Below are 20,602 nucleotides of genomic sequence, written 5' to 3' on the forward strand. Positions count from 1 at the left end.
GCGGGTACCCCATCGCTGCGCGATGGGAAAGCGAACCACCGCGCTGCGCGCGGTGGTTGCGCTCCCGCTCCGCGTGAGCGCTGGTGGCTCGCTGCGCGAGCCACTCACCTCCCCTGCTGCGCAGGGGAGGTGAGGCCCTGTTCGCTGCGCTTCCAGGGCTTTTAGTTTTCGCCTTGGTGAGCGGGTTTCCGCTTCGCTTCAACCCGGGGCCGGCGGGTCCGCTGCGCTCCCCCGCCTCAACGGTCCTTCCGGCTGTGCCTCCAGAACCATTTGGGCCCGCTGACGCGGGCCTGGCTGGCTACGAGGGGTGGGGGCGCGCGTTCGTGTGGCTTCCGACGTAGCGGGGCATTCATGAGATGCACCATGTACCGTTGGCGGAAACACGGGACACCCGCCAACCACCCGAGAGCCTTCTCTGATTCCGAGAGGAACGATCGCAGATAACCGGTCACCCAGAATCTACTGGACCCGATCCCGTCTTGAGCGAAGATTCTCTGGACTGGGTGACGTAGTACCAGACGGCGGGGACACGGGCGTGGCGGTCGTAAGCCGGGCAGGGTTGGCCAGCACCCGGATTCGAACCGGGGTTTCCGCATCGGGGCGAACCCGAGTGCGGTGTCCTGGGCCGCTGGACGACGCGTGGCCGGACACAGCGTATCCGTACTCCAGCTGGCGAAGCCTTCCTTTTTACAGGTGATGCTCCGTTCACACGCCCGCACACCACGGCGCGGCGCCGGGTGCTGGAGGCCCTGGGCGAGGCCGACGGTCTGTGCACGGCCCGGACGGTGAACGGCGACGGGGACGTCCTCGTCTGCACGCGCGAGGCCGGGCACTACGACCCGGACGACAAGCCGCCCTTCAAGGGCGGGGAGCCCGGCGGTTGGCACAAGGCCGGTGTGTCGATCTGGAACGACTCCAGCGTGGCCTGCACGCCGCACACGGCCGTCTGAAAAACACAGAAATTCAGCTCTCGGGGAGGCAAGGAAATGTCGGCGATTCCGCTTAAGGAACACCAGGTAACCCAGCGAAACGCGTTCCGGAAGTGGGTGGGATTCCCTGTAAGATCATCGGTGCCCCCGCAGGGAGTACGGGGCACGATCGTGTCCGCGACCGGATCCGGCAAAACGATCATGGCCGCCGCGTGCGCCTTGGAGAGCTTCGCGGACGGCCGGATCCTCGTCACCGTCCCGACCCTGGACCTCCTCGTGCAGACCGCCCAGGCCTGGCGGGCGGTGGGCCACGCCGCGACGATGGTGGCGGTGTGCTCGCTGGAGAACGACCCAGTCCTGAACGGACTGGAGGTACGGACCACCACCAACCCGATCCAGCTCGCCCTGTGGGTGGGGTCCGGGCCGGTCGTCGTGTTCGCCACGTACACCTCGCTCGTGGACCGCGAGGACGTTGACGCGCCCGAGGGTCGGCGGAAGGTTCGCGGGCCGCTGGAGGCCGCTCTGGCGGGCGGGGAGCGGCTCTACGGCCAGCGCATGGACGGCTTCGACCTCGCCATCGTGGACGAGGCCCACGGAACCGCTGGTGATCTTGGGCGTCCGTGGGCGGCGATCCACGACAACCAGCGGATCCCTGCGGACTTCCGGCTCTACCTGACCGCGACCCCGCGCATCCTCGCCGCGCCCCGGCCCCAGAAGGGCGTGGACGGCCAGGAGGTGGAGCTGGCGACCATGGCCGACGACCCGAACGGGACCTATGGCGCGTGGATCGCAGAACTCGGACTCTCGGAGGCGATCGAGCGCGAAATCCTTGCCGGATTCGAGATCGACGTCCTGGAGATCCGCGACCCCTCCCCCGTCCTCGGCGAGTCCGAGGAAGCACGGCGCGGTCGGCGCCTGGCGCTCCTGCAGACCGCGCTCCTGGAGCACGCCGCCGCGTACAACCTGCGTACGGTCATGACGTTCCACCAGAAGGTGGAGGAAGCCGCCGCGTTCGCGGAGAAGCTGCCCGAGACGGCAGCCGCGCTGTACGTCAACGACGCCACGGACGAGGACCTGGCGGCCGCGGAGAAGCTGCCCCCGTCGTCGATCGACGCGGAGTTCTACGAGCTGGAGGCCGGCCGTCACGTCCCGCCGGACCGCGTGTGGTCGGCGTGGCTGTGCGGCGACCACCTCGTCACCGAGCGGCGCGAGGTCCTGCAGCAGTTCGCGAACGGCATCGACGCGGCCGGGCGCCGGGTGCCCCGGGCGTTCCTGGCCAGCGTGCGCGTGCTCGGGGAGGGCGTGGACATCACCGGCGAACGGGGAGTCGACTCGATCTGCTTCGCCGACACCCGCGGCTCCCAGGTCGAGATCGTGCAGAACATCGGACGGGCACTCCGGCTCAACAAGGATGGCAGCACGAAGATCGCCAGGATCATCGTGCCGGTCTTCCTGGAGCCGAACGAGGATCCGACCGACATGGTCGCCAGCGCCAGTTTCCGCCCCCTTGTAGCCGTCCTCCAGGGCCTCCGCAGTCATGACGACCGTCTCGTCGAGCAGCTCGCCTCCCGCGCCCTCACCAACGGCAAGCGCAAGCTGCACGTCCAGCGCGACGAGGACGGGCGGATCGTCGGGGCCGGCGGGGATGGCGAGGACCAGGAGCACGACGAGGACACCGACGCGGCGGCCGAGTCGGCCCTGCTGCACTTCTCCTCTCCCCGGGACGCCAGCACCATCGCCGCGTTCCTGCGCACCCGCGTCTACCGGCCCGAATCCCTGGTGTGGTTGGAGGGCTACCAGGCACTGCTGCGCTGGCGGGCCGAGAACAACGTCACCAGCCTGCACACCGTCCCGTACGACGTGGAAGTCGAGGTCGGCGTCACCAAGGCGTTCCCGCTCGGACGGTGGGTGTACCAGCAGCGCAAGGCCCTGCGCGCCGGCGAACTCGAGGACCGGCGCAAGGTCCTCCTGGACGCGGCGGAAGCCGGGATGGTCTGGGAGCCCGGCGAGGAGGCGTGGGAGGCCAAGCTCGCCGTGCTCCGGTCGTACCGGCGGGCCACCGGCCACCTCGCCCCCCGGCAAGACGCCACGTGGGGCGAGGACGACGCCATGGCGCCCATCGGCCAGCACATGGCCAACCTCCGCCGCAAAGGCGCGAAGAACGGCCTGGGCAAGGACCCGGACCGGGCGGCGGAGCGCGCGGCGCAGCTGACCGCGATCGACGAGGACTGGGACTGCCCGTGGCCACTCGACTGGCAACGGCACTACCGCGTCCTCGCCGACCTGGTCGACGCCGACGGCAGCCTGCCCGAGATCCAGCCCGGGGTGCTGTTCGAGGGCGACGACATCGGACGGTGGCTGAAGCGGCAGAAAGACCCGGGCACCTGGGCGCAACTTCTGCCCGAGCAGCAGGAACGGCTGGCGAAGCTGGGCGTGCAGCCCGTCCAGACCCCGTCTCCCGCCCCGGCAACCGCACGCACGACGAAGGGCCCCGGCAAGGCACAGCAGGCCTTCCAGCGGGGACTGGCGGCGCTCACGCAGTGGGTGGAGCGGGAAGGCGCCCACCGGCCGGTCCCCCGCGCCCATGGCGAGGAGGTCGCGGTCGAGGGCGAGGCGGATCCTGTGATCGTGAAGCTCGGCGTGTGGGTCTCCAACACCAAGAGCCGACGCGACAAGCTCACCGCCGACCAGCACGCCGCCCTCGCGAAACTCGGCGTCGACTGGGCTTGACCCAGTTCGGCGCTGAGCCGGAGTGTACGAGGCCGCGTGGTCCCGGGGTCTCGTGCGTCTGGACGCTGCAACACGGTGGTGCAACAGCGGTCCTGGACGGACTTCAGTTGCTGTCACCGCAGGTCAGAGGTGCAACGCGGATCGCGTGTTGCAGCAGCAAGCCCAGGGTCGGCTACCGGCAGCGCGGGATGTTCACCTGGGCCTCCGCCAGAACGATGCCGGTCGCCGGGTGCCGGTCCACAGGAACATACAGGCCCCAGTCGGCGTCGCCAGCGGTGAGCCAGTCACCGTGCCACGGGGCGTCGGTGGTTTCCAGCACGCGGCCGGCGAGCGGGCCGCCCAGGAGTCGGTCCGGGCTGTGTGACGAATCCGGGCCCGGACCAAGTGGTCCGGACCCGGTTGGCCTGCGTGTCGTCAGTCGGCCTCGGGCTCGAGGTAGTACTCGTAGGTGTCCAGGTCGAAAGCGATGGTTGTGAGCTCCGTCAGGGTAGCGGCATGTTCCGTCGTGATGCGATAGACGTCACCGATGTCGCCCCCCGGTTCTACCCCAAAGACTTTCCGGAGCGCCGGAGCTCCGAGATGGGTCACGTCCCAGCGGATATCCGTGAGGTCGGAGTCCTTTTCGTACCTGGCGATCAGGAACGTCATTTCTCCACCTTCCGAGTGGGGTCCTTCGGCTTGGTTTGGTCGCCCGTGTTGTAGTCGTACTCGCCCACATGCTTTCCGTTCTTGTCGTACTTCTCCACTGTGTCGTGCTGACGGTCGTGCTCGTAGATGTTGCCCTTCGCGTCCTTCCAGCGAGCGCGGAGACCGCCGCCGCCCTGAACAGGCGTCTTGGACTTGGCTCGCTTCGCGCCCGGGAACGCCGGAAGGTTTTTGGGAGTCGGAGCCGGGCCGGTGACGACCTTCTGAGAGGCGTTGCTTCGATTCTTTGCGTTCCGCAGTGCCGTGCCGAGGCCTTCATTGATGCGGCCGAGGCCGTCTCCCACCATGACCGCGCCGGTACCGACGCCGGCTGCACTGATCGCGATGGCCGGGGCTCCAACCACGCAGGTGACGCCGCCGATGCAGACGACGCCGCCTGCTGCGATGCCCCCGACACCCGCCTCGATGAGGAAGATTCCGGCTGCGGTTTCGAAGGCACCGACCAGCAAGTCGGTGTCGGTGAGAATCTCGGTCGCGTAGATGCCGACCGTTCGGGCCTTCTCCTGGAGCCAGTCGGGGACCCAGCCCTCGTCTTTCTCGGCTTCGGCGGTGTCGCCTGCGGCTTCCGCCTCGCGCCACTCCTGCTCGATGGCGCGGAACTCCGCTTCCTCGATGCGGTACTTCTCGGCCTTGATGACGAAGGCGTCGGCCGCGGCGACCTCGGCGGCAAGGGCATCCTTGCCCGCGGCACCGGCCGACTCACGAGCCTGGTTGGCGGCGGTCCAGGCGGATTCCGCCTCGACGCGTGCGTACTGGGCCGATCCCTGGGCGGCGGTCGCGGACTCGACGGCCCTGGTCGCGGCGGCGAGGGCGTCGGCTTCGGCGGCCCGCGCAGCCTTGGCGGATGCCGCGGCCTTGGCGGCGTAGCCCTGGGCTTCGTTGGCGGAGGCCGCTGCCTGCTGAGCGTACTTGTTCGCCTCGGTGGCGGATGCGGCGGCTTGCTTGGCGTAGGCCTCGGCCTCGCTCTGCGCCTTGCGGGCGACCGCGGCCACCCGGCCCGCTTCCGCCGCGTCCTTCTGCGCGGTGGCTGCGACGACCGACGCCTCGGAGATCAGCTCTTGGACCCGCGCGACGTGTACGGCCGTCAGCTGGTCCTTGCGGTCGGCCTTGAGCCGCCCGCTCTGGATGAACGCGTGCAGCAGGTCGGTGGGCCCTTCGAGTGCAATGCGGGCGGCGGCCTTGGCCTCAGGGCCGCCGCTATCCCTCAGCTGGGCCGCCTTGACTCGGTCGTCCTCACGGCGGGCCTCGTGCTGGCCGTCGATGATGAAGGCCTTGTACTTGTCCAGGTTGTTCGACAGGAGGGCGGCGCGGCCGCGTTCCTGCAGCACCGGTCCGCCGTTTGAGATGGCCTGGGCGATGTAGACCCGGATCTCCTCGGTGGCGACCTCGTACTGGCCCTGGTTGAGGAAGGTGCCGATCTGCGCGGCGTCTCCCTTAAGTGCGGCAGCGGCGCCGGTGCGGATCTTGCCGGACGGCGAGTCGAGTGCCAGGCGCTCGACGTCGGTGCGCTCGTCGTCGTGGAGGGCGCGGGTCCAGCCGGTGCGAATGTACTCGAGCATCAAGATGTCGGAGCCGGCGAGGGCGACCTGGGCGGAGGTCCGGCCCCAGGGGCCGCGTACCTTCATCGCGGTGACGGCGGCCTTGCGGCCGGCGGTGGCGAGGGCCTTCGTGTCGGCTCCGGGCTTGGCCACCTCCCCGGCCAGTCTCGTGAACTCGATTTCGACGTCCTTGGCCTGCTTGAGGACGTTGGCTTGAGCGGCCTTGCGGTGGGTTTCCTGAGCCTTGAGGTTCTGTGCCTGTTCGATGCCGGTGGTGGTGCGGGCTGCGAGTTCCTCGGCCTCGACCTGGCGGGCGATGTCGTAGGTTTCCTTGGCCTTGGCGACTGCGGCGGTCGCCGTGTCGGCGGCCGTCTTGGCAGCGTTCGCGTGTGCGGTGGACTCGTTCGCGGCGGTGGCCGCATTGCCCGCCTGTTCGGCGGCCTCGTCGGCGGCCTTCGCGGCGTTACGTGCGTGCGTCGCGGCCGATCGTGCCGCGTCACGGGCTTCGCCTGCGGCTTTGGCGGCCTTGCGGGCGAGGGCCTCGGCGGCGTTCGCCGCGCGGGTGGCTTCGGCGGCCTGACGGCGGGCCGCGGCGGCGGCGGCGGCCGCGGCGGCGGAGTGGACTCCGGCGGCGTCGGCGTGCCCGCTGGCCGCGGTGGCGGCGTCGGCGGCGGCCGTGGCGTTGATGCCCGCGCTCGCGGCGGACCGGGCGGCGTCGCCGGCTGCACCGGCGGCGATGGTCGCCTGATCGGCGGCGTCGGCAGCTTGCTCGGCACCGGCGGCGGCGGTGCGCGCGTCCTCAGCCGCCTTGCGCGCCGCGGCGGCGTTGCCCTGGTCGGTTGCGGCAGCCGCGGCGGCACCGCGGGCGCGGGACGCTGCCTGTGCGGCGCCTGCGGCTGCGGCCGCTGCCTGGGCGGCAGCGTTGGAGGCGATGCGCGCGGAGTTGTTGGCGGCGCGTGCGGCGCTGATGGCCTTCTGAGCCGCTTCGGCAGCCTGTCCGGCGGCAGAGGCGGCGCGGGAGGCGGCGGCGGCGGCCCGCTGGGAGTCGTCCTTGGCCAGCCGGGTTTCCTCGGCAGCCGTCAGTGCCGCGGCCTTGGCGAGTTCGGAGGCCTTGACCGCGCGGTCGGAGGCGTCCTTGGCGGCGTCCTTCTCGGCCTTGGCCTGACGTCCGGCCTCGCGAGCCTGCGCGGCGAGTTCGGCGACAGTGGCGTGTTCCTGGTCGCGGTTGCGGGCGGTGTGCTGCCCGACCTGGAGAAACTCGCTGATGTCGGCGGCCGACCCCTGAAGCGCGATACGTCCGGCGGCTCGGATGTTGGGGCCCCCGACGCTGAGTATCTGCGCCAGCTGAACGCGTTCGTCCTGCTCGCGCCAGTCGTACTGGCCCTTGTCGAGGAACGCCTTGATGTCTTCCGGCTTGCCGCTCTTGAGGGCGGCTCGTCCCTCCTCTTGGACGATGGGGCCGGCCGTGTCCACGATCTGCGCCACGCGGACCCGCTGGTCCTGCGCGAGCGGGGCCTTCCAGCCCTCCTTGAGGAATGCGGCGATGCCTTCCTTGGGTCCCGCCAGGGCGTTGCGGGCGGCTTCGATCAGACTCAGCCCGCCCACACTGGCTATCTGCGCGGTGGCCACGCGGTTGTCCTGGGCGATCTCCCCCTCGGCTTGGGCGAGGAAGCGCTGGACCTGCTCGTCGCTGCCGGTCAGTGCCACTTCGGCCGCGGCCTTTACGCCCGGCCCACCGGTCTTCCACAGCTCGACGACCCGACCCCGGTCCGTGGCGGGAACGGGGCTCGTCGGGGCGTCCGCTCCCGTCCCTTCCGTGGCGTGGACGGGGGTGGAACCGAGCAGACCCACCATGAGAGCGGGGGGAAGCAAGGCCAAACTCAGCCCGTTCAGCGTGCGACCGACCCTCCCGACGGTCGTGGAGTGGTGGCGGATTCTTCGCCTCAAGGCACCTCAACTCATCTCATCTTCTGATGCCGTGAGACATCGCGATCGTCATGGGCGCGAAGGGTCGGCTGCGATGCCGCGTACGGACGGCACACCGCGTGTCATCACAAACGTGAACGGCAAACGAGATCACACTCGCCAGATCCGGCAACCTTCCCCCAACGCCGGGATCTTGCCACAGCCCTCAAGGTGCATTCAGCCGGCTTCTGGCGATCGAAATCTCGACCTGCACGGTTCCGTTGAGTGAGGGGCCAGATGACAGAAAGGTTGCCCCTGCGAGACCGTGATCATTATCACGCAACTTTCATTTGACACCAACTGTCGTTGCGACGACTTTTGCTGATGCGTCTTTACCAGCCTCTTACTTGGTCAAGGCTGAGTCGGCGTCCCACTCATCTCACGGCCCTCTCGTGCCGCCTTCGGAAGGACCTCCGCCGGTGCTCTCTCGTGCCAGCCAACTGGCCATCACCTCCGTGGCCGTCGCCGCGCTCAGTGCCTCGATCGGCACCTACGCCGTAGCCTCGGAAGCGCCCCCGTCAACGCCCGGCACACCCGGACTTCCGTTCACCGTCGAGGACGGCGCCTACCCAGGAGCTGCCCAGATCCTGACGGACAAGGGCATCAAGCTGCTCCGCGGCGACGGCAACATCACGCTGGCCGAATGCAACGCAACCGCCAAGCAGATCCGCGTCATGACGGTCGAGGACGCCTCGGCGGGCCGCGCAGGCACCTACTGCTTCGCTTCCCGCGCCGCCACCGGCGTGCTCACGCTGGAGCTGCCCCGCGTCTTCGCCATCGACGCGGCCGATCAGCCCCTGAGCGCCAATCTCACCGCCGACGGCCAGACCAAGACAGTCACCCTCGCCAAAGACGGCTACGCAAGCGTCGGCGAAGGCCTGGTCGGCGGGCCCCGCAGCACCCTCGTCGAGATCCGCGTCACCGGCTCCGGCTCGACGACACCGCCGGCGCCCACCGGCGATGCCACGCTGGCCTTCACCGGCAAGCTGACCATCGGCGACACCAAGTCCTGCTCCGCTGCGCTGGTGGATCCCCGCTGGGTGATCACCGCGAAGAGCTGCTTCGCTGACAAGCCGGCCGAGAACAACACCGTCACCGCGGGCGCACCAAAGGAAAAGACGACCGTCACAGTCGGACGGACCGACCTCGCCACCTCGGGCGGCCACACCAGCGACATCGACGAACTCGTCCCCCATGCCGACCGAGACCTCGTCATGGCCCGTCTGGCCCAACCTGCCACCGGCGTCACCCCCGTGACGGTCTCGTCCGCCACGCCCACCGCGAACGAGGAACTGACCTTCGCCGGCTTCGGCCGGACCAAGACCGAGTGGAGCCCCACCAAGCTCCACTCTGCATCGTTCACCGTCGCCGCCATCGCCGAATCCGGCGTGAACCTCACCGCCAAGGCCCCTGCCGACACCACCGTCTGCAAGGGCGACGCCGGCGGTCCCACCCTGCGCACAGAAAACGGCAAGCCCGCACTCGTGGCGCTCGGCAGCCGCTCCGGCCAGGCCGACTGCTTCGACGGCGGCACCGGCACCACCGGTGTCCACCAGACCCGCCTCGACAACGCGCGCGACTGGATCCAGCAGGTCCGCGCCCTGGCCCCCGGTTGGAAGACCGAAGTGCTCCTCCAGGGCGGCGCCAACCTCTACCAGGGCATCCGCCTTGCCGACGGCACCTGGACCGGCTTCACCGACGTCCAGTCCAAGGCCGGCAACATCGGTGGCGTCCGCTCCGTCGCGGCCGCCGGCATCAACGCCGACACCCACGTCGTGGCCCTCGGCGGCGACGGCCGCATTCACCACACCATCCGCAAAGCCGACGGCAGTTGGCTGAACTTCGGAGACGTCGGCTCGGTCGCCGGCGTGCTGGGCAGCGTCACGCAGGTGTCGGCAGTCTCCATCGGCGCCGACCTCCACATCGTGGCGGTCGCCGACGGCAAGGTCTTCCACACCCTGCGCACCGCGGCCGGCCACTGGAGCCCCTTCGGCAACCTCGCCGGCGCCGCCGGAGCAATCGGCACCGTAACCGCCGCAGCCACCGCCAGCGTCGGCGGCGAACTCCAGGTCATCGCGGTCAGCAACGGCAAGGCGTACCACACCGTCCGTGCCACCACCGGCCACTGGGCCACCTGGGGCGATGTCTCCAAGGCCGCCGGCACCACCGGCCCCATCAACGCCGTGAGCATGGCGGGCACCGGCGGCGACGCGCAGATCGTCATCGCCACCGACAACGGAAGCCGTCAGTACCACGCCATTCGCAAGGCGGACCGCACCTGGGCTGGCTTCGGAGACCTGAAGGACTACCTCGGCACGGTGACCGTCAAGTCCCTCGGCGCCGCCCACGTCGACGGTGAGTTCCAGCTCACCGCCACCACCGCTGACGGCAAGTTCCTGCACACCATCCGCCACGCCGACCGTACCTGGAACCCGACCGTCACGGTCACCACCCAGGGCGTCACCGGCGCCGTAGGCGCCACGGCCATCGCCGGAACCCTCTGATCGACCCCGCCCCACCAGGTGGCCCCGGAAGCCATCTCGGCTCCGGGGCCACCTCGCGTTCAGGGGCGCTCCGACTGGCGGTACCTCGAACCGGCGGTCCAGGTGGCGCGCCGATGCCGCCAGTGGATCTGATGCTCATCCTCGGGGGTCTCCCCCGACGCCCTAGAGGAGAGCGGCGGCGACCTCCACAGCGCTATCGTCAACGTCACCGTCAACGCCTGGATGGCCAGCCACATCCGGGTCTGTCAATCGAACGGCTCTGTCCCGTAATCGGTGGTAACTAAGAGTGACGGGCGTCGTTGACGTTGCATGCGAGATGTCAACGAGCTTGTGGGTGTGGTGTTTTCGGGACTCGCGTCGCTGGTCATCGAGGATGTGGCAGACGAGGGCGAGGTCATCCGGGTGTCGGCCCGAACCCAGGACGAGCCAGTGCAGTGCCCGGTGTGCGGGCAGCCGACGGGCCGGGTACACGGCGTCCACCGACGTACCATCGCGGACGTGTCGGCGGATGGCAGGCGGGTCTTGGTATTTGTGCAGGTCCGGCGCCTGGTCTGCCCGGTCCTGGGCTGCCCCCGGCAGACGTTCCGTGAACAGGTCCCCGGCCTGATCGAACGCTATCAGCGGCGCACACGCCGCCTCGCCGACCAGCTCGGCTCTGTGGTGAAGGAGTCAGCGGGCCGGGCGGGCGCCCGCCTCTCCCGTGTTCTGGCTGCGGCGATATCCCGCTCGACAGCCCTGCGGCTGCTGACCCGCCTTCCCTTGCCCGTGGTGCGGGTGCCACGGGTCCTCGGCGTCGACGACTTCGCGCTCAAGCGCCGCCACCGCTACGCGACTGTCCTGATCGATGCCGAGACCAGCGAACGCATCGACGTACTCCCGGGCCGCGGCGCCGACGCCCTGGAGCGGTGGCTGCGCGAGCACCCCGGCGTCGAGATCGTCTGCCGTGATGGCTCCGGCGCCTACGGGGAGACCGTGCGCCGAGCCCTGCCAGCTGCGGTGCAGGTCAGCGACCGCTGGCACCTGTGGAAGAACCTCTGCGAGAAGACCCTGGCCGAGGTCCGCTCCCACAGCGCCTGCTGGGCCACCGCGAACCAGCCCCGCCCGGCCGGCGTCCACGAGCAGACCACCCGCGAACGCTGGCACCAGATCCACGACCTCCTCGGCAAGGGCGTCGGCCTGCTCGAATGCGCCCGCCGCCTGAACCTGTCCCTCAACACCATCAAGCGCTATGCACGCACCCGCGAACCCGAAGCCCTGCGCCGGGCACCGCGCTACCGGCCCACCCTCGTCGACCCCTACCGCGACCACCTGCGCGAACGCCGGGCGGCCGACCCCGCCGTCTCCGTGAAACAGCTGTTCCGGGAGATCCAGGAACAGGGCTACACCGGCAGCTTCAACCTCCTCTACCGCTACATCACCCAGGGCCGCGCAGAAGGCGAGCGGCCCGTCACCACCCCACGACGGCTGACCCGCCTCCTGCTCACCCACCCCGACCACCTCCGGGACAAGGACACAAGCCTCCTCGCCGAGCTCACCGCGTGGATCGTTGGCGTCCGCACGGCCCAGCTGCCCTACCTCCACGCCTTTACGAACGGTCTCGAACTCGACCGCGCAGCCGTCGACGCCGGCCTCACCCTCCCGCACCACAACGGCCGAACCGAAGGCACCAACACCCGCACCAAACGAATCATGAGGCAGATGCACGGACAGGCTGGCTTCGACCTCCTCCGCCAACACATCCTCCTGCACTGACCGCCACTCTTCGTTACCACCGATTACGGGACAGAGCCGAACGATTTACAGACCTGCCGAGGCAGCCATGATCGCTCAGCCTAGGGAGAAGGTGTCTCAGATGCCGGGGAGGCCGGTGAGGGCGGCGCCCAGTCCGACAGCGGCACAGATTCCGAGGGTGCGCAGGACGCTCCAGCGAAGCTTGAAGATCAGCAGCACCGCGATCACGGTGATCGCCAGGGCCGTGGGGCGCAGGGTGGTCAGGTCGGGCAGGGAGAGGTGCAGCGGGCCGAAGCTCTTGTCGTCGACGTCTGTGAAAAGGGCGTGTTCGGCGAAGTAGAGGGCGAGGTTGGCGATGACGCCGACGACGGCCGCCGTGATCCCGGTCAGGGCGGCGGAGATCCGGCGGTTGCCGCGCAGGCGCTCGATGTAGGGGGCGCCGAGGAAGATGAACAGGAAGCACGGCACGAAGGTCACCCACGTGGTGAGCAGGGCGCCCAGCAGGGCCGCCGCCCAGGGGTCGAGGCTGCCGGGGTCGCGATAGGCGCCGAGGAACGCGACGAACTGCACCACCATGATCAGCGGCCCGGGGGTCGTCTCGGCCAAGGCCAGGCCGCTGACCATCTCCTTCGCGCTGAGCCAGCCGTAGGTCTGCACGGCCTGCTGGGCAACGAAGGCCAGGACCGCGTAGGCGCCGCCGAAGGTCACCAGGGCGGTGCCGGAGAAGAACAGCCCTTGCGTGGTGAACACGCTGCCGGTGCCCGTCAGCAGGGCGACGGCGGCCACCGGCACGGCCCACAGCAGCAGACCGGCCGCCAGGATGCGCCACGTGCGGCGGCGGCTGGGCTGCTCGTGGTGGAGCGCATCGTCCGGAATCAGTGGCACCGGCCCGTCACCGGATCCGTACCCCGCCGGGGGCTTCAGGGCGTCGGGCTTATAGCGGCCGATGAGCCACCCGGCGAAGGCGGCGGCCGCGATAACGGCCGGGAACGGCACCGAGAACAGCGCCAGCGCCGCGAAGGACACGGCGGCGAGCGCGATCAGGAGCGGGTGCGTCAGGGAGCGCTTGGCAACCCGGGAGACGGCCTGGACGACGATGGCGACCACCGCGGGCGCAAGGCCGGCGAAGACGCCGATGAGGGCCGTGGACGAGCCGAAGGCGACGTAGAGGGCGGACAGGGCGAGCAGGGCCAGGACTCCGGGCAGGACGAAGAGAGTGCCGGCGATCAGGCCGCCGCGGGTGCCGTTGAGGAGCCAGCCGGTGTAGATCGCGAGCTGCTGGGCCTCAGGGCCCGGCAGGAGCATGCAGTAGCTCAGGGCGTGGTTGAACCGCTGCTGGCCGATCCAGCGTTTGTCCTCCACCAGGGCCCGCTGCATCACCGCGATCTGCCCGGCCGGCCCTCCGAAGGTCTGCCAGGAGATCGCGAACCACGCCCGGGCCGCCTGCCGCAGCGGAATGACATCGCCACCGGCTGGGGCTTGATCGGCTTTGCCCGGGGGGCTCGGAGGCTGGTCGGTGGCGGTCACCGGCACTCTCTTTCGTCCTAATGAAGCCGTACGAGACGGCGGTGGCCCGGACGGCTCGGGCGTACGCGACCGCGTAGCTCCACCCCCGCCCACTGTTGTGTAACCATGGTTACATCACACTTCGAGTCGTTGGAAGGGAGGTCTCGGGGGATGGACATGAACAGCTCGTTGCAGCCTCGGACCGCGGCCGCAGCAGACCGGCCGGGAAACCGCGCGTGAACGGGCCCGAGCGGCAGTGGGCGCTGCTCTCCTACCGCCTCCCACGGGAGCCCTCCACCCCGCGCATCACGGTGTGGCGCAAGCTCAAGCGCCTGGGCGTCGGACAGATCAGCGACGGCCTGGTAGCACTGCCTGCCGACGCCCGCACCCAGGAACAGCTGGAGTGGATTGCCGAGGAGGTCACCGACTCCGGCGGCAGTGCCACCGTGTGGATCGCCCACCCGGCCGCCGCAGGCCACGAACACCAGCTCGTGGCGGACATGACCCAGGCCCGGACAGCCGAGTACCAGCAGGTCCTGGCCCAGGCCGAAGCCGCCCGCGACACGGACGACGCCGAACGGCGGCGCGCGCTGACCAAGCTCCGCGCCGAACTGCGCCGCATCCAGCGCCGCGACTACTTCCCACCGCCCGACCGCCACACTGCCGAGAAGGCCGTGGAGGCCCTGCACCCCGCCAACACCACGGAAGAGAGCACCCCATGAAGTGGGCCACCCGCGCCGGCATCCACATCGACCGCGCCGCCTGCGCCTGGCTGATCGGCCGCTTCATCGACCCCGACGCCGAGTTCGTCTTCGTCACCGACCCCACCCGCGTCCCGGACGACGCCACCCCCTTCGACATGCGCGGCGCCGAACTCGGCCACCACCACGGCGACTGCAGCTTCGAGACCATCCTGCGCGTCCACCACCTCACCGACGACCCCGCACTACGGCGCATCGCGCAGATCGTCCACGAAGCCGACATCGACGACGAACGCTTCCACGCCCCCGAAGCCCCCGGCCTCGACGTCGTCCTGCGCGGCCTGTCCATGACCGGCGACGACACCCGCACCATGGCCATCGCAGGCCCCGTCTTCGACGGTCTCTACGAGTACTACCAGCGCGCCACCGCCTTGGGCCGCGAACCCGCCTGACCCCCTAGACTACCGCTCCGGCCGAGCGGCTCTCCCGTGCGCGAGATCAGACCACCCCGGCGACGTTCGTGAACAAGACGGAGTCAGACGACTACGCCGAGCACCGCCAGGCGAAGAATTGCACAGAGCGAGTACTGGAGCCCGCCGCTGCCCACCAACTAAACGTCAAGGACACACCCGGGGAAATCGACAGCTCCGCGGGACAGAGGGGTGTAACACGGCTGCGGGATCCAAATGTAAAACCACAGATCAGAGCGATACGAGACGACACGACCTTCGGGAATCTACATGCCGCTCCGCCTACGCGAGGGCCTCCAGGGCCTTGCCCTCTTCGGCGGGTGCGGGGATGGCCGGTCTGCCGAAGAGGGGAGCCGGGGTGCCGATCTGCTCGCTGTGCCACTTGTGGACCAGGGCGCCCGTGGTGGCGACGTACCCGTCCAGGTCCTTGGCGTTCCTGCTGCCGGTCGGTGTGCGGGGCGGGGTCAGGGGGGTGTGAGGGTGTCGAGCCGGGCGGTTAGGTCGGGGTGGGCGGCGGCCAAGTGGGGGCGGGTGGCGGTCAGGGGGGCGATGAGGTCGGCGGGATCGTCATGGGCGAGGGCCGCGTGGAGCTCGCTGACCGGGTGGTGGGCGGCAGCGGGTAGGTCGGTGAGTGCGGTGATCTGGCCGGCGAGACGGCGCAGGTCGGCCGCGTTCGCGCGGGCCCAGGCGGTGGTGGTGCGGTCGGCGGCGCGGGCCCGGCGGGTGGCCGTCACGCGCTGTTCGCCGGTGGTTCCGGCCGGGCCGGGGCGGCCGCGCAGGTAGCGGCGCTCGGCGGCCTGGCGGCTGGCGACACCCAGGGGCGGGGCGAGGTCGGCCCAGCTGGCGCCCGCGTCGCGGGCGGTTTCGATCAGGCCGGTCTCCCATACGGCGAGCTGCTCGCGGACCTGCCGCAGCAGCAGCAAGGAGGCCAGGGCCTGCTCCGGGCCCGGCCCGGCGCCCTCGGGGGCAGTGGGGAGCTCGTGCCGGGCGGTGCGCAGGGCGCCATCGATGGCGTGCAGGGCCGCCGCGGCGGCGAGGAACGACGCCGGGCTGTGGGCGCCGGGGCGGGACGGGGACGGCTGGTCGGCCGGGGTCATGAGCACCTCCCTAGGGTTGTCATCGTGCTGACGACATCGTGTTTGTCATCCATTGGATGACATGTTACAACGGTGTCAGTGAGGCGCATTGGCAGTATCTGCCTGAACCTGCTGGAGGTGTTTTCCCGATGTTGATGCGCACTGACCCCTTCCGCGAGCTGGACCGGCTGACGCAGCAGCTGATAGGGCCGGGTACCTGGTCCCGCCCTTCCCTCATGCCGATGGACGCCTACCGCGAGGGCGACCAGTACGTGGTGGCCTTCGACCTGCCCGGCGTCGCCGCGGACGCGATCGACATCGACGTCGAGCGCAACATGCTCACCGTCAAGGCCGAGCGCCGGCCGGTGGCGAAGGCCGATGACGTGCAGATGGAACTGTCCGAGCGGCCGCTGGGCGTCTTCTCCCGCCAGATCGTGCTCGCCGACACCCTCGACACCGAGCACATCAAGGCCCACTACGACGCGGGCGTGCTCACCCTGCGCATCCCGATCGCCGAACGTGCCAAGCCCCGCAAGATCTCCGTCGGCATCGGGACCGGCCACAAGGAGATCTCCGGCTGACACCAGCCGGACCGGTGCGGAGGACGGGAAACCTGATTTCCCCCTCACCCGCCCTCCGCACCCCTACGGGCAGTCCCAAGACCACGAAGGGGTGGCGGCCGAGATGACCCTGCGACGCGAAGCGTTCCTCGACCACGTCAAGGAACGCGGCAAGTACGGCACGGTGGAGGAAGCCGAGCGCGCGGCCCGCGTGGTGCTCGCTCTGCTCGGCGCCCACCTGGTCGGCGACGTCCGCGCGCGGCTCGCAGCCCGCTTGCCGGAGAGCTTCGCCCTGATCCTGGTCAACCCGCTGCAGAGCGCCGAACCGCTGTCCCCGGAGCGGTTCGTCCGGGCGACCGCGGCCTGGATCGAGGGCGCCACCGAGCAGACCGCGACCTGGGACGTCAGCGCCGTCCTCTCCACGGCCGCCGACGCCGCGGGCGACGACCTGCTGGGACAGATCCTGCTCCAGCTCCCCGCGGGCTACGACCTCCTCTTCGGCCGCCCCCAGCCCACCTGACCCCTACCCCGGTGCCACACACCCGCACCGTTCTATGAAAGGCATGCACCGCAGTGATCACCGACGTACGCGTACCGCTTGAGCACCGGCAGCCGTACTCGACGGCGTATGAGCAGATGCTGGAGAAGGTCCGCTACGAAGGCGCCTACCCCACCCGCGAAAGGGCCGAAGAAGCCGTCCGTCTAGTCCTTGCCGGGCTGGGACGCCAGCTGACCGGCGACGAACGCGTCGACCTGGCCGCCTGCCTCCCCCTGGAGGCCGCACGCATCCTGACCACGCAGGTTCCCGACACCCGGCCACTGAGCGGCTGGGCCTTCGTCAAGGACCTCGCCGCCCGTACCGGCGCCTCCCCGGCCACCACCCGCTGGGACACCGGCTCCGTTTTCGCCGCGGTTGCCGCCCACGCAGGCCCGGACCTGGTCACCCGCATCCTGAACCAGCTCCCCACCGGCTGGGCCCTGCTGTTCGGCCAGGCCGAACTCGCCCCGGCCGCGTAATCGGTTCGTGCCCTTCCGCGCCAGGGAGGGTTGGAAGACAGCGCACGGCCCGCGCCCCGCAGGGGGCAGAGCCATGGTGGAGACGACGTTGCCCGGGACGCTTCGGCGTCCCGGGCAGATCTGTGCGGGCGCCTTGAGTAGTTGCAGGTCTTCGCCGTCTCAGGCTGAGGCCGGCGGAGCGGATGACTCGGCGGCGCGGCGGTATTCGGCGTGGATGCGCTGGGCTTCTTCAAGCTGGTCTTCGAGGATGACGATGCGGCAGGCGGCCTCGATCGGGGTCCCGTGGTCGACGAGCTCCTGGGCCCGGGCGGCGATGCGCAGCTGGTAGCGAGAGTAGCGGCGGTGCCCGCCCGCGGAGCGGAGCGGCGTGATCAGGCGGGCTTCGCCGATGGCGCGGAGGAAGCCCTGGGTGGTGCCGAGCATCTCGGCGGCCCGGCCCATGGTGTAGGCGGGGTAGTCGTCGTCGTCGAGACGGCCGAAGGAGTCGTCTGCTGTCATTACACCTCTCTTGTGAAGCTCATGGAACACGCTTGAGGGGCCCTGGTGTCGTACGACACCAGGGCCCCGAAGGAACTACACCATCTGCCGGCCCTGGTACTTGGCCGGCGTTCTGTTTCCGCCGACCCGACGGGAATGCTGTCGGGTGTGCGGGGATCGCGGTTGCTTGACCGGAGACCACCTCACTATCGATGTCCTGCGGTACCCGGGCTCAGGACTTCCGCCCGGGCGATCCTGATGGCGCCTGGCTCCTCCGTTCTTCCTCGGTGATCAACTGCATACTGCTGGTACTGCGAACTGCTCAGCGGCCTGTGACAGCGCCACCCTTCGGCAGCCGGCCCCGTCGCCCGTCCTGCGTCTGCTCTGGGTCAGGACCCCACTGCCGAACTTCCCGGTGCGCGCGCCCGCAGCCGACGCCTTCACCGGGACACTGCGTTAACTGCGGTACTGCTCACGGCGGCCCCTGATCACTGCGGGCCACCCGGTCCGGTCGCCAGTCCCGTCGCCGTCCTGCAACAACCTGGCTTCGACACTCCGCCACCGCACCGTCCTGCCACCCGCAACCGCGGGTACCACTGGCCGGCAGTTCGTCTCTGCCAGGCCCTACTGACTTCCTGGGTTACGAGAGAAAACATAACCAGGCCACCACTCAATGTCTACTCTGGCCGACATAGATTTTCGCGTGTTCGGCGATGAGGTAATCGCACTCGAACAGTGATGGGCCAGGGTTGGCGGACCACCGCCCGGGCATAAGCGCCGTGTAGGCAACAGGGTGTGACGATGCGGACCAGGGCGGCCTGATGGACTCGATGAGCGTCACTGTCGCATCCGCGCGCTCCACGATGTCCGTCGCCGTTGCACGCGATAGCGCCCGGCGCTTCCTCGCGGATCTCGCAGACCCGATCCCGGCCGGGGTTGCCGAGACCGTGATCCTGGTCGTCTCCGAGCTCGTCACCAACGCCCTGCGCCATGGCGGCGGCGACTACACCCTGGACCTGACCGCACGCCCGGACAGCATCGAGGTGGCTGTGCACGACCACAACCCGCAGGTGCCGCGCATGCGCACCCCTGACCTGAACGGCGGCACCGGAGGCTTCGGCTGGCCCATGGTCAACCGCCTCGCCCGCACCACCTCGGTCATCCGCCGGCCGTCCGGCGGCAAGACGGTCAGCGCAATCCTCACCCGGCAGTGCCAGGACGCCTCGGTGCCATAGACCGATCCGGCCGAAACCTCGAACGCCCTGCGGTCCGGCCCTCCCCCGACGGCCGGACCGTTTCGCAGAAACGAACCTTTCCCGGAGCAAGGGCCTGCCGGTAAATAACTTCATGCCCGACGTCTTATTGATCAGAAACGGCTCGGGTTCTCATCGATATGAGGAGGCTTCACCAAGGTCGCCTGATCCGCCTCGACGGTCCTGGCCGCCTGGGCTGCTTCCCGGAAGGTGACGACCGCCTCGCCGTTCTCCCGCGCCCATGCGGTGAGCATCCTGATGGGCTCCTCCAGGGTTCGCCCGAGATCGGTCAGGCTGTACTCCACGCGCGGCGGCGCCTCGGCGTACGCGTGCCGCTCTACGAGCCCGTTGGCCTGGAGCCGGCGCAACGTCTGGGTCAGTACCTTGCGCGAAATGCCACCGCTCAGCTCGACCAGCTCGCCGTGGCGCAACGGGCCGTCGGTCAGCGCGAAGAGCGTGACCATGGACCACTTGCTGGCGATGATCTCCATGGCCAGGAGAGCGGGACAGTCGGCGAGGAAGGCAATTCCGGGTCGCAGGCTCATGCCCCGAAGGTTACCTAGAGGTACCTGACGGCCGCCTATCGTCGTCAAGGTGCGCACGCCCCTTACCCGCATCTCGCACGATTGAGGTTTCAGGCATGTTCGTCTCCCTTGCCGTCGTCACCGTGTTCATGTCGGCGCTTCTCCTGGTATCGGCCGGGGCCAAGTCTCTGCGGACGCGGCACATCACCGAGCAGATGTCCACCCTCGGAGTGCCGCAGGGCATGATGGCTTTCCTGATCGGCGCTCAGATCGCGGGCGCGGCCGGTGTGATCGCCGGGCTCTGGTGGGGACCCGTCGGAATCGCCGCCGCAATCGGCCTGGCGCTCTATTTCGCTGGGGCGGTCGCCTTCCACCTGCGCGTCGGCGACCGCAAGGGCGCGTCTCCGGCGGTGGTCCTCACCATGGCCTCCGTCGCCCTGATCACATTGCGTGCTGCCACCCTCTGACAGCGGACAGCCGGTCTGACGCCCGCCTTGATCGTGCGGAGTGAAGCCGGTCTCCGATGAGGACGGCCACCGTTGATCATCGTGAGTTGTATCGACAAACGAAGATCAGCCGGTGGCCGTGGGCCACAGCATATTGATCAGAAACTCATGGGGTCCTCGTCCAGGACGTAGCGGACGTGTGGGCCGCCGAAGTAGCCGCGGACTATGTGCAGCTGGCGCTGGCGCCGGCGGAAGAAGCGGCGGGTTTCGGCGGCGAGTTCGGCTTGATCGCGGGCTCGGTGCTGCCGGGGCAGGCTGTGCTTGAGGTCGGCGCCCGCCAGCTCGTCGGGGTTCAGCTCGGGTGAGTAGGCGGGGAGGAAGTGCAGCTCGACGTCGTCGGGGTGGGCGGCGAGCCAGTCGCGGACCTTCTTGGACCGGCTGGCCGGCCACTTCGACCACGAGGTCCACCT

The 20,602-nt window shown here is 69.6% G+C and carries 19 protein-coding genes and 1 tRNA gene; 11 read left to right on the forward strand and 9 right to left on the reverse strand.

Features of this window, described 5'->3' with window-relative positions; all coding sequences use genetic code 11:
* Positions 1 to 560: 560 nt before the first annotated feature.
* Positions 561 to 645, reverse strand: a tRNA-OTHER gene (locus ACWGSR_RS36500).
* A gap of 92 nt (positions 646 to 737) precedes the next feature.
* Here ACWGSR_RS36500 and ACWGSR_RS36505 point away from each other — a divergent pair.
* Together ACWGSR_RS36505 and ACWGSR_RS36510 are read left to right on the forward strand one after the other, a co-directional pair.
* Positions 738 to 950 (forward strand): hypothetical protein, encoded by a 213-nt coding sequence (locus tag ACWGSR_RS36505; protein WP_453573503.1) that lies wholly within the window; start codon positions 738 to 740, stop codon positions 948 to 950.
* A gap of 36 nt (positions 951 to 986) precedes the next feature.
* Entirely contained in the window at positions 987 to 3,659 is a 2,673-nt protein-coding gene (locus ACWGSR_RS36510) for a Helicase associated domain protein (protein WP_453573505.1), read from the forward strand.
* Between the two features lie 172 nt (positions 3,660 to 3,831).
* On the opposite strand, the gene ACWGSR_RS36515 is transcribed toward ACWGSR_RS36510, so the two are convergent.
* The 3 genes from ACWGSR_RS36515 to ACWGSR_RS36525 all read right to left on the reverse strand — a co-directional run bounded on the left by ACWGSR_RS36515 (position 3,832) and on the right by ACWGSR_RS36525 (position 7,756).
* Positions 3,832 to 3,978 carry a hypothetical protein gene (locus ACWGSR_RS36515; protein ID WP_453573508.1) on the reverse strand — a complete coding sequence of 49 codons (147 nt, stop codon included), beginning with the start codon at positions 3,976 to 3,978 and terminating at the stop codon, positions 3,832 to 3,834.
* A gap of 95 nt (positions 3,979 to 4,073) precedes the next feature.
* Positions 4,074 to 4,307 (reverse strand): DUF7683 domain-containing protein, encoded by a 234-nt coding sequence (locus ACWGSR_RS36520; RefSeq protein ID WP_030729456.1) that lies wholly within the window; start codon positions 4,305 to 4,307, stop codon positions 4,074 to 4,076.
* Entirely contained in the window at positions 4,304 to 7,756 is a 3,453-nt protein-coding gene (locus ACWGSR_RS36525) for a colicin E3/pyocin S6 family cytotoxin (protein WP_453573511.1), read from the reverse strand. Before ACWGSR_RS36525 ends, ACWGSR_RS36520 begins: the two co-directional genes overlap by 4 nt.
* A 530-nt stretch (positions 7,757 to 8,286) precedes the next feature.
* On the opposite strand from ACWGSR_RS36525, the gene ACWGSR_RS36530 reads away from it, so the two are divergent.
* Positions 8,287 to 10,371 carry a trypsin-like serine protease gene (locus ACWGSR_RS36530; protein ID WP_453573514.1) on the forward strand — a complete coding sequence of 695 codons (2,085 nt, stop codon included), beginning with the start codon at positions 8,287 to 8,289 and terminating at the stop codon, positions 10,369 to 10,371.
* A gap of 309 nt (positions 10,372 to 10,680) precedes the next feature.
* Positions 10,681 to 12,123 carry an ISL3 family transposase gene (locus ACWGSR_RS36535; RefSeq protein WP_453573517.1) on the forward strand — a complete coding sequence of 481 codons (1,443 nt, stop codon included), beginning with the start codon at positions 10,681 to 10,683 and terminating at the stop codon, positions 12,121 to 12,123.
* 96 nt (positions 12,124 to 12,219) lie between these two features.
* Here the strand turns inward: ACWGSR_RS36535 and chrA are convergent, their stop codons facing one another.
* Positions 12,220 to 13,629 carry a chromate efflux transporter gene (chrA, locus tag ACWGSR_RS36540; RefSeq protein ID WP_453573520.1) on the reverse strand — a complete coding sequence of 470 codons (1,410 nt, stop codon included), beginning with the start codon at positions 13,627 to 13,629 and terminating at the stop codon, positions 12,220 to 12,222.
* A gap of 215 nt (positions 13,630 to 13,844) precedes the next feature.
* Here chrA and ACWGSR_RS36545 point away from each other — a divergent pair, with 215 nt between their 5' ends.
* A complete protein-coding gene (locus ACWGSR_RS36545) occupies positions 13,845 to 14,330 on the forward strand; it encodes a Chromate resistance protein ChrB (protein WP_453573523.1) in 486 nt (161 codons plus the stop codon).
* Positions 14,327 to 14,761 (forward strand): chromate resistance protein ChrB domain-containing protein, encoded by a 435-nt coding sequence (locus ACWGSR_RS36550; RefSeq protein WP_453573526.1) that lies wholly within the window; start codon positions 14,327 to 14,329, stop codon positions 14,759 to 14,761. The genes ACWGSR_RS36545 and ACWGSR_RS36550 overlap by 4 nt, the downstream gene beginning before the upstream one ends.
* Positions 14,762 to 15,243: 482 nt before the next feature.
* Here ACWGSR_RS36550 and ACWGSR_RS36555 read toward each other — a convergent pair whose 3' ends face one another.
* Complete coding sequence (locus tag ACWGSR_RS36555) at positions 15,244 to 15,876, reverse strand: type III effector protein (protein WP_453573528.1); 633 nt, start codon at positions 15,874 to 15,876, stop codon at positions 15,244 to 15,246.
* 128 nt (positions 15,877 to 16,004) lie between these two features.
* Between ACWGSR_RS36555 and ACWGSR_RS36560 the strand changes: the two genes are divergently transcribed.
* The 3 genes from ACWGSR_RS36560 to ACWGSR_RS36570 all read left to right on the forward strand — a co-directional run bounded on the left by ACWGSR_RS36560 (position 16,005) and on the right by ACWGSR_RS36570 (position 17,432).
* Positions 16,005 to 16,436, forward strand: a complete 432-nt coding sequence (locus tag ACWGSR_RS36560; protein WP_453573531.1) for an Hsp20/alpha crystallin family protein — start codon at positions 16,005 to 16,007, stop codon at positions 16,434 to 16,436.
* A gap of 103 nt (positions 16,437 to 16,539) precedes the next feature.
* Complete coding sequence (locus ACWGSR_RS36565; protein WP_453573534.1) at positions 16,540 to 16,935, forward strand: DUF2267 domain-containing protein; 396 nt, start codon at positions 16,540 to 16,542, stop codon at positions 16,933 to 16,935.
* 53 nt (positions 16,936 to 16,988) lie between these two features.
* Complete coding sequence (locus ACWGSR_RS36570) at positions 16,989 to 17,432, forward strand: DUF2267 domain-containing protein (protein ID WP_453573537.1); 444 nt, start codon at positions 16,989 to 16,991, stop codon at positions 17,430 to 17,432.
* A gap of 159 nt (positions 17,433 to 17,591) precedes the next feature.
* Here ACWGSR_RS36570 and ACWGSR_RS36575 read toward each other — a convergent pair whose 3' ends face one another.
* Complete coding sequence (locus ACWGSR_RS36575; RefSeq protein ID WP_453573540.1) at positions 17,592 to 17,930, reverse strand: MerR family transcriptional regulator; 339 nt, start codon at positions 17,928 to 17,930, stop codon at positions 17,592 to 17,594.
* Between the two features lie 800 nt (positions 17,931 to 18,730).
* Between ACWGSR_RS36575 and ACWGSR_RS36580 the strand changes: the two genes are divergently transcribed.
* The gene (locus ACWGSR_RS36580) at positions 18,731 to 19,144 is read left to right on the forward strand and encodes an ATP-binding protein (protein ID WP_453573543.1); all 414 of its coding nucleotides are present in this window, start codon (positions 18,731 to 18,733) and stop codon (positions 19,142 to 19,144) included.
* 131 nt (positions 19,145 to 19,275) lie between these two features.
* Here ACWGSR_RS36580 and ACWGSR_RS36585 read toward each other — a convergent pair whose 3' ends face one another.
* On the reverse strand, positions 19,276 to 19,707 hold the full coding sequence (locus tag ACWGSR_RS36585) for a winged helix-turn-helix transcriptional regulator (RefSeq protein ID WP_453573546.1): 432 nt from the start codon (positions 19,705 to 19,707) through the stop codon (positions 19,276 to 19,278).
* 95 nt (positions 19,708 to 19,802) lie between these two features.
* On the opposite strand from ACWGSR_RS36585, the gene ACWGSR_RS36590 reads away from it, so the two are divergent.
* Positions 19,803 to 20,153 (forward strand): DoxX family protein, encoded by a 351-nt coding sequence (locus tag ACWGSR_RS36590; RefSeq protein ID WP_093878314.1) that lies wholly within the window; start codon positions 19,803 to 19,805, stop codon positions 20,151 to 20,153.
* A gap of 137 nt (positions 20,154 to 20,290) precedes the next feature.
* On the opposite strand, the gene ACWGSR_RS36595 is transcribed toward ACWGSR_RS36590, so the two are convergent.
* On the reverse strand, positions 20,291 to 20,602 hold a 312-nt coding region (locus ACWGSR_RS36595; RefSeq protein WP_453573549.1), incomplete at its 5' end, for a transposase.

Source organism: Streptomyces sp. NPDC055632, assembly GCF_053618675.1.